Below are 7474 nucleotides of genomic sequence, written 5' to 3' on the forward strand. Positions count from 1 at the left end.
CTGCATCCTGCTGCTAGTGCAGGGTAACGCTAACACGAGTATCTGATTTATCGTTCGATTGAGATGGGCTGATCTTTACACCGACTTATGACCACTAGGCGCCTATCTTCAATAAACGACGAGGACTAGCTCCCTGATCTTTGCATTGATAGAGGGCTGAATCGTTCTTCTCTCCAGGCCAGCTTTTCGAGGTGTGGGTCAGCGATCCCTTGCTCATCTAACGTTAGTAGGTAGAAGTGGTTCGTCGGATACTCAAAGGGTCGAATATAGATGACTTGTTTGTTATGTAGCTGCATCTGTCCGAGTGCTCCACGATAATCATGATGTCGTTTGAAATTAAAGGGGGCCCGGCAAATCAGCACCTTAAGAGGACTGTTTTGAACAAATTGCGCTAAGGGGGGGTATTCCTCTGGGGACAAATGCGTGATTAAGACATCAACCCCCCACAGGGAGTGAAGTCGCCGCTGATATTCCGCTTCTGTCATTTCATAGGGAGAAATCTCTACGACACCCCGAAACGGATGGGCTGTATTCGGGATACCACCCAACCCTCCAATTTTCCACCCCTCTTCCTGAAGATAGTCAATGTCTAGCTGGGTGATCTCACGATGAGGCACGGTGGCAGCTTGCGCCAAATAGGGATAATCCATATTGCCCGGAATAAACATAAGTCGACACTGGTTTTGGTGTAAGTCAGGTGCAATCTTAGTAAAGAACTGGTTATAGCGTCGGTGAGCCAACATTTGTGCCGTTTTGAAGTGTGTTCCCCGTGGAAGAAACATCTGTTGCAGCGGTTGGATAAATCGAGACTGGGTAATCTGCTTAAATCGAGTCGTAATCAGTTCATTCATACCAGCCTGCAGATGATCTAAACCATAGATCTCGGCATAGATGGATCCAGCCAGATCTTCACCTGGTTCTGGAAAAATATTGAGTAAATCCCCTGCCACTAAAAAAGTGATTCCTGGATATTGGGTTGCTATATCTCGAATAAATAGCGGAAATCCTGGATGTTCGAGAATATTGGAAAGAAGAATCAGTTTCATAAGAATGTACCTTAAATACGTTTATTTCAGATAATAGATATGACCATCAGTGACTCAGTTCAAAAGCACTCATTCATAGACTTTTCTAAAAACTGAGAAACTTTTCTAATCAATCCGAATCCCTTCGCTCATCATCAATCATTAAAGATTTACAAAGGTAGTTCGCCAGCAGCTCATTGACTAGAATTAGTTCTCTAGCCTGGCCTACATAGAAGACCTAGTAGATCTGAAAGATCTCAATGAAGCAAAGGAATATAGCGACATCATAACGCCTTCTAAAATGTCTGAATTTCGACCATTTCAGAATAGGTAATATTTTGAATCTTTTAATAATTTTCTAAATTTTTATGCCAGTTTTTTTGTCGATCACAAAATAAATAGGCTCTTATTTCTGAAATTCAGCAGCTCATTCTCTTGACTAGATAGCAGCTCATAAATAAAACAAGCAACATCAAAAATCATTTAATCAGAGTAAATTTATGGGTCTGATGAGGTCTTGGGAAAGCAAGAATTATCAAGCTATAGTTCGGTACTTAATTTCAAACAAAAAACGAATATATGGGTGAGTTTGAAGGGTATCCGCAGGAGAAGCTCGTCACCTTTGTAATCCAGCATTTATTTCTAGTTAGAAAATCTTCGCTAGTTTTGCTTTCAGACGTTCAATGTTGAGACCCAAAATTGATGCATCTGTAAAGGTGACAGGCTTCCGGCGTCTAAGGTCTAATAGGAGTTCCTTATTTCTCGGAACACGGCTTACACAATATTCGTAGCGTTTGATGCAAAAGCGTAGAGAACAAAAGCGTAGGATACTACTAAAGTAACAGCATATATCAGTGTGTAATTGCTCGAACTCAACGTCCACAGTGCCAATAGGCCAAAAGTCTTAGGCATTGACCTCTTATTGGTAAACCACTATGTCTAGTCATTCAGGCCATTTGGATGATATGAGTCACAAACACCCCCAAAAGGTATCTCCTGCTGATATCCATTCTGCTGTTAGCGAAACTTATTTATCTCATCCAGTCTTTGGTCTGCTGGTCAATTTGTGCATTATTGATACGAACAGTGCTTTATATGCAAGCTTGTATGCCAACCGACTGTTCTTTCGCGTTACTGCATCTAGTCTTCGTCTAGAAATTAATAGTATCAGCCGAGAAGAGGCACGAGTTGCTCTAGAACAACGATTAGCAGTTCTCCGAAAATCAGATTTTCATCAAGAGTATGAGCAGCTAAAAAGAATTTATAAGAGTACCTTTAGCCGCTAATCAGTGGATGTAGGGTCTGAAGATAACCAGAACCATGCATCATCCATATGAAAGGGTGCGACCTGTGAAAGAACTGCCTCAGAATGCCGTCATACCTATAGCACTGTCCATTGATCTATCTTTAATCCTTGCTTGATCGATGAGGGTTTACTCCCAAGCACTGACCTCAGAGGTCATGAAAATCCATTTGAAATGAGGCTGTTGATTCAATGCTGTGTAGCTATGTCAACCAAACCCCTTTTCTAGAAATTATTCGCATCTCCAATATTCAAAATTGGTATTTCGAAAAGGTGGTTTTCCCACAGCAGCGAATTCTCTTTACTTGTGATTTGCAGGGAATATTAGAGATATATTCCAGTGAGTTTTCTACAGCCTTGCTGGTTGATAAAATTGCATGCCAGCTGCTGCAAGTCAAAACCACAGAAGAATACTTCGATCAGTCAGCTTAGTTCTCAGCACCTACCCACCCTAGATGAACGACGCTTGGGCGCAGAATTACCGAGTGTGATCATTCCATATCGGTTTCAGCAGGCGACCACAGGAAGGAAATTCCTAACAGGGCAAAGCCAATGGCTGCTATTGCTTTCATTAATTGCGTCGGCAGTAATTGCCCGACCCCTTCTCCCAACAGCACGCCTAGCAAACTCGCGAACACCAGCGCAGCAGACGTTCCTAAAAAAATAGCCCGCGGGTGTTGGCAATTGCCACTGAGGGTAATCGCTGCTAACTGGCTTTTATCACCCAGTTCTGCAAGAAATACGACGACAAAACTGAGCCCTAATAATTTCCAATCCATGACTTATAGGCTCCTAATCTTTAGAGGTGTACCGTATCCCAAATCAGCAAGACCGCAATAAAGAGCAAACTCGCACCGGTGACCGTGTTGAGCGTCGCTTCTGGCACCCGACGCGCCAGCCACTGACCAATCAATACGCCACACAAGCTGGTTGTCACTAAAGCGGCAGCGGCCCCCAGAAAAATAATCCAGGGCGATTGAGACTCTGCGGTCATGAGCAGGGTACTTAATTGAGTTTTATCCCCCAGCTCAGCCAAAAACACGGTGACAAAAGCCAACCCAAATTCTTTACCAAACCCTTTTGCCGTTGAGGGGCTGTTGGACGGCTGGGTGGGTTGATTAGACGTTTGTAAATTCGCTGAGGCAGGATTGGTATCGCTCACGGTAAGCCTAAACAGATAATGAATCGTTCCCTTTACTGTCATATTTCCAGCAAAGTTGACTAGCCCTATTATGCCTGGAGGAGGGAATTAGAAACCGATTTCGCGTTCAAAGCGGATACTTTCTAAGCTACGGTCTCCGTAAACGGCATCGATTTGTTGGCGACAACAGGCGATCGCAAAATCATTCAGATCCTCAGGTGCGACACCATACATGCGTTGAAAGGCCTCCGGCTCTACACGGCAAAATTGAGGCCGATCCGCATAGATCTTGCACTTGCGATGGTCGGCATCGAAATGGATGCACCAGCCATCAGACCCCACCAAGCTCAAATAATGCTGCCATTCTGCTGGGGTTAAATATTCTTGAACGTCGGGCCGTTCCGTTGGATCGAGATGGCAACAGGCCCCACATTGCTCGACGCAACACCAATTTGCCATATTTTGAATGACCTTACTCTAAACGGCGCAATGGATGACAAGATCAGGCTTTTATTGTGGTAACTTTTCACCCTGATCAGAGCGAATAAGTTAATCCTATCAAAATCACTCTCGCAAGCGATCCCTTAACCAGGTACAATAGAGGGCGCGTTCGCTCACAATGTTTGAGTTAATCTGGGAGGAAGGATGGACTTACTAGCTGCAATCAATTTACAAGTTGTACTTCAACTCACCATGCTTGGCGCTGTCGTCATTGCTGGACCGATTGTTGTACTGTTAGTTGCTCTTCGGAGTAACGCAACCTAGGTTAACCCCGCCAATCGATTGGCTGAGCAATGATACCAACGCTGCAAGCGTTTTAGCTCCTGCTCTAAAGACCCCGTCTCCGGGAAGTCAGAGCAGGGGTACCCTATTTCTCTAAACACAGACACAATTGTACTCGGTGCCACCCACCATTGCTGTCCTAAATTCAGCAAATTAAGAGGCTGGTCACCGTTTTTTGCTATTTCAAACTTTAGTTTTGCCTTTAACTCTGCTGCTGGCAAAATCGCTGGACTATGGTTACGGACATAAATCTGCTGAGGCCGCGCCAAGGCAAGGAGCCAACGCAAATGTGTCCAGGAAGGGGGTAACGACCAGAGAATCAGGCAGTCACAAGGACGACTCGGCCGATCATATTCCACCGTCCCTGGCAGCGTTGAGGTCGATACATAAGGGCGCTGATAGCCATACATAAGAATATGGCCGTTGATGCCTTGCAGGACTTGCGGCCAGTCTCCCAAACTCGACCACTCGATCGTTTTTAATAGAACTGAAGATACAGTAGGTTCTGGACAATGCAAGGCGACTTGCTGGCGGACCACCGGTGCACCTCGATCCGCTTGGGCCAACAGTATGGGAGCAGACTGCTGCTGATCGACAGGTGGTACGGCTACGGGTTCCCTGATACCTAAAATTTCTAATTCTAGAGTCGTTTGCTGATTCCAAGTGTTCTCTCGGAGCCGATAGGCAATGTCCAGTCGTGGCGGTAAAGGGTGATAAGCGCCCCATCGCCATGCCATCGCTTTGATTACGGGTGACGACTCGGCTGCTGTAGCCAGCGTTAGCTTTAGATGCGTTTTGTCTTTGCCCACAGGTCGCTGTTCTACCACTTCAATATCCGTGGTCCAGAAAATGGGTTCGGGATTGCCAATGCCACAGGGATGCAGCTGATTAATTTGTTCGTAGAGGTCCCAAGTGATCTGTGAGAAGCTGGCTTGGGCATCGACGGTTACAAGGGGCTTAAGCTGGTCTATCTGTAAGGTTTGGTGAGCGTAGGTACGAAGATGCGATCGCATCTCCTCCCACTGGTCCACAGCCAACGAAAAGCCGCCTGCCGCCCGATGTCCTCCATATCGACTGAGAGCATCGTCACAAGCCTGGAGCGCTGCAAAGACATCAAACTCAGGAATCCCTCGCGCTGAACCGCGAATCTGGGTCTCATCTTCATAGGTAGCAATAAAGACGGGCAGACCATAGCACTCTACTAGCCGGGACGCCACAATCCCAATCACGCCATGATGCCAACCGGGATGCACCAGCATAATCACCCAATCCCCATCGGGTCGCCAAGGCGCTTGCTCCTGCCGAATCAAGATTTCAACTAAATCGATCGCCTCGGCCTCAATCTCGGCACAGAGCTGTCGCCGCCGCTGATTGGCCTGCTCACACTGCATGGCTCGGGCAAAGGCCACCTCTGGATCATCGGTCGTCAGGAGTTCAATCACCGTTTGCGGGTCGCCAATCCTGCCCACAGCATTGATCCGAGGCCCCAGCCGAAACCCAATTGCATCCGGTTTAAGCGCTTGATCAGAGGCGGCACAGCCAGATACCTGCATCAGCGCTTGTACCCCCGCTAACCGAGAGTGGGGCAGTAGGGCCAAGCCTCGCTGTAGCCAGCGGCGATTGACGCCAACCAAGGGAGCTAAATCGGCAATGGTTCCCAGGGTAAAGAGTTCCAACAGCGGTGTAGTCAGCGTTAAATCGCCTTGCTCCTGAGCCAGTAACGTTGCCAAGACATAAGCGACTCCCACCCCTGCCAACCCCCGATAGGGGGAGTCTTCTGGGACTAATTTAGGATTGAGGATGGCATTAGCAGGTGGGAGCTGCGGCGGCAAGTCATGGTGATCAGTGATAATCACGGTCAATCCTAGCTCTCGGGCTCTGGCAATCGGGTCGTAAGCGGCAATGCCGTTATCCACCGTTAACACCAGCTTTACCCCGTCTGCCGCAAATTCCTCGACGATTCGCTGGTTGATACCATAGCCTTCCTGCATCCGGCTGGGGATGGCATAATCCACATCAGCGTCTAAGGCCCGCAAAACGCGCAACAGTAAAGCCGTGCTGGTCATGCCGTCCGCATCGTAGTCGCCACAGATAGCAATTTTGTATCGAGATGCGATCGCAGTCTTTAATAACGTTAAGCTAGAGGCCAAATCAGGGAATGCTTCTAGAGGAGAGGGTAAAACCTGTGATTCCGGTGCCAAAAACTGTTGAGCCAACTCAACAGACCTAATCCCTTGATTAACCAATACCGCAGCCAACAGAGGAGATAACTCTGTAGCCATCGCCAGCTCGTCCACCAGCGTTTGCTCTGGATCGGCAATTTGCCAACGTTGCTGAGGAAATGAAGGGTTAGGCACAGGAAATAATTGCATCAGTTAGACCACTTCAACCATCGGTCATGATCAGTGTCCACTCCCAGATCCAAGACGAATAAATTAACAATCCCTAGATTTTGACGAACCACCATGGAATCATCGGAACAGCCTACCTTGGAACAGACAGCAGAACACACGGGTCAAGCGGACACAGACTTTGATACAGAGTTCCCTGCAGCGATTACTGAAGCGGAACAAACCCTCCAACAGATCAGAGAACGTTATCTAGAAATCACAACTGCCCAAGCTGAAAAAGCTCAACTAGAGACCAAGCTGACGGCGATGCAAGCGGACATCGCTGAAAAGTCTCGCACAGAACAAGACCTCGCAGCCCTACAACAAGAACTCGAACAAGTTCAAGACCAAATCCACACCTTAGGCATTACCCTTGAAAGCCAACTCTGGAAATGGCATGATAATTTGAAAGAGCCTTTCTGGCAGTTTATTCGACACTTCGGCTTAGGGTTTGCAGTCGCCGTCTTAATGCATAGACTTACAACCTAACCACAAATTCTCAGGATTGATACAGTTGTAAAGCTTTGACCTTCTCCACTACAGTATTTTTAGGTCAACTTTCGACTTTCGCTTATTCCTTCTAACCTTTACCTGATAGTGCTTTAGCTACTGTTCCCTAAGGCCAGCACTTCACAAAAAACTGAATCCAAGTTTACAAAAAAAAATAAAATCATTATCATTAGTAACGTGGACATAAGCTTTCAGTTTTGTCCCGTAGTTAATGTTTAGTTAACAGCAATCATAACCATGACAACAGTATTGCAAAGACGCGAAAGCGCCAGCGCATGGGAAAGATTCTGTAGCTTCATCACTAGCACCAACAACCGTTTAT

9 protein-coding genes are annotated in these 7474 nt (G+C 46.8%); 4 read left to right on the forward strand and 5 right to left on the reverse strand.

Going from position 1 to position 7474, the window contains the following annotated elements; genetic code table 11:
• Positions 1-125: 125 nt before the first annotated feature.
• Complete coding sequence (locus Q0986_RS08195) at positions 126-1046, reverse strand: hypothetical protein (RefSeq protein WP_299407704.1); 921 nt, start codon at positions 1044-1046, stop codon at positions 126-128.
• A gap of 914 nt (positions 1047-1960) precedes the next feature.
• Here Q0986_RS08195 and Q0986_RS08200 point away from each other — a divergent pair.
• Both Q0986_RS08200 and Q0986_RS08205 read left to right on the forward strand, forming a co-directional pair.
• The gene (locus Q0986_RS08200; protein WP_299407709.1) at positions 1961-2311 is read left to right on the forward strand and encodes a PipX family protein; all 351 of its coding nucleotides are present in this window, start codon (positions 1961-1963) and stop codon (positions 2309-2311) included.
• A 209-nt stretch (positions 2312-2520) separates the two neighbouring features.
• Positions 2521-2760 carry a DUF1830 domain-containing protein gene (locus Q0986_RS08205; protein ID WP_299407713.1) on the forward strand — a complete coding sequence of 80 codons (240 nt, stop codon included), beginning with the start codon at positions 2521-2523 and terminating at the stop codon, positions 2758-2760.
• Positions 2761-2819: 59 nt separating this feature from the next.
• Here the strand turns inward: Q0986_RS08205 and Q0986_RS08210 are convergent, their stop codons facing one another.
• The 3 genes from Q0986_RS08210 to Q0986_RS08220 are packed head-to-tail and all read right to left on the reverse strand — an operon-like array spanning position 2820 to position 3928.
• A complete protein-coding gene (locus Q0986_RS08210) occupies positions 2820-3107 on the reverse strand; it encodes a TMEM165/GDT1 family protein (protein WP_299407718.1) in 288 nt (95 codons plus the stop codon).
• 20 nt (positions 3108-3127) lie between these two features.
• The gene (locus Q0986_RS08215) at positions 3128-3532 is read right to left on the reverse strand and encodes a TMEM165/GDT1 family protein (protein ID WP_299407723.1); all 405 of its coding nucleotides are present in this window, start codon (positions 3530-3532) and stop codon (positions 3128-3130) included.
• A 45-nt stretch (positions 3533-3577) separates the two neighbouring features.
• A complete protein-coding gene (locus Q0986_RS08220) occupies positions 3578-3928 on the reverse strand; it encodes a YkgJ family cysteine cluster protein (protein ID WP_299407726.1) in 351 nt (116 codons plus the stop codon).
• A gap of 186 nt (positions 3929-4114) precedes the next feature.
• On the opposite strand from Q0986_RS08220, the gene Q0986_RS08225 reads away from it, so the two are divergent.
• The gene (locus Q0986_RS08225; protein ID WP_212663611.1) at positions 4115-4234 is read left to right on the forward strand and encodes a photosystem II reaction center protein Ycf12; all 120 of its coding nucleotides are present in this window, start codon (positions 4115-4117) and stop codon (positions 4232-4234) included.
• On the opposite strand, the gene recJ is transcribed toward Q0986_RS08225, so the two are convergent.
• A complete protein-coding gene (recJ, locus tag Q0986_RS08230; protein ID WP_299407735.1) occupies positions 4231-6624 on the reverse strand; it encodes a single-stranded-DNA-specific exonuclease RecJ in 2394 nt (797 codons plus the stop codon). The genes Q0986_RS08225 and recJ overlap by 4 nt on opposite strands.
• A 93-nt stretch (positions 6625-6717) precedes the next feature.
• Between recJ and Q0986_RS08235 the strand changes: the two genes are divergently transcribed.
• Positions 6718-7131, forward strand: coding sequence for a hypothetical protein (locus Q0986_RS08235; RefSeq protein WP_299407739.1), 414 nt, complete (start codon positions 6718-6720; stop codon positions 7129-7131).
• The last annotated feature ends 343 nt before the right edge of the window (positions 7132-7474 follow it).

Origin of the sequence: Acaryochloris sp. IP29b_bin.148, assembly GCF_028285565.1 — a bacterium.
GTDB lineage: Bacteria > Cyanobacteriota > Cyanobacteriia > Thermosynechococcales > Thermosynechococcaceae > Acaryochloris.

Coding starts and splice junctions, on each gene's coding strand:
- recJ (WP_299407735.1), bottom strand. CDS start 6,624: ATGCAATTATTTCCTGTGCCTAACCCTTCATTTCCTCAGCAACGTTGG.
- Q0986_RS08220 (WP_299407726.1), bottom strand. CDS start 3,928: ATGGCAAATTGGTGTTGCGTCGAGCAATGTGGGGCCTGTTGCCATCTC.
- Q0986_RS08215 (WP_299407723.1), bottom strand. CDS start 3,532: ATGACAGTAAAGGGAACGATTCATTATCTGTTTAGGCTTACCGTGAGC.
- Q0986_RS08195 (WP_299407704.1), bottom strand. CDS start 1,046: ATGAAACTGATTCTTCTTTCCAATATTCTCGAACATCCAGGATTTCCG.
- Q0986_RS08235 (WP_299407739.1), top strand. CDS start 6,718: ATGGAATCATCGGAACAGCCTACCTTGGAACAGACAGCAGAACACACG.
- Q0986_RS08210 (WP_299407718.1), bottom strand. CDS start 3,107: ATGGATTGGAAATTATTAGGGCTCAGTTTTGTCGTCGTATTTCTTGCA.
- Q0986_RS08200 (WP_299407709.1), top strand. CDS start 1,961: ATGTCTAGTCATTCAGGCCATTTGGATGATATGAGTCACAAACACCCC.
- Q0986_RS08225 (WP_212663611.1), top strand. CDS start 4,115: ATGGACTTACTAGCTGCAATCAATTTACAAGTTGTACTTCAACTCACC.
- Q0986_RS08205 (WP_299407713.1), top strand. CDS start 2,521: ATGCTGTGTAGCTATGTCAACCAAACCCCTTTTCTAGAAATTATTCGC.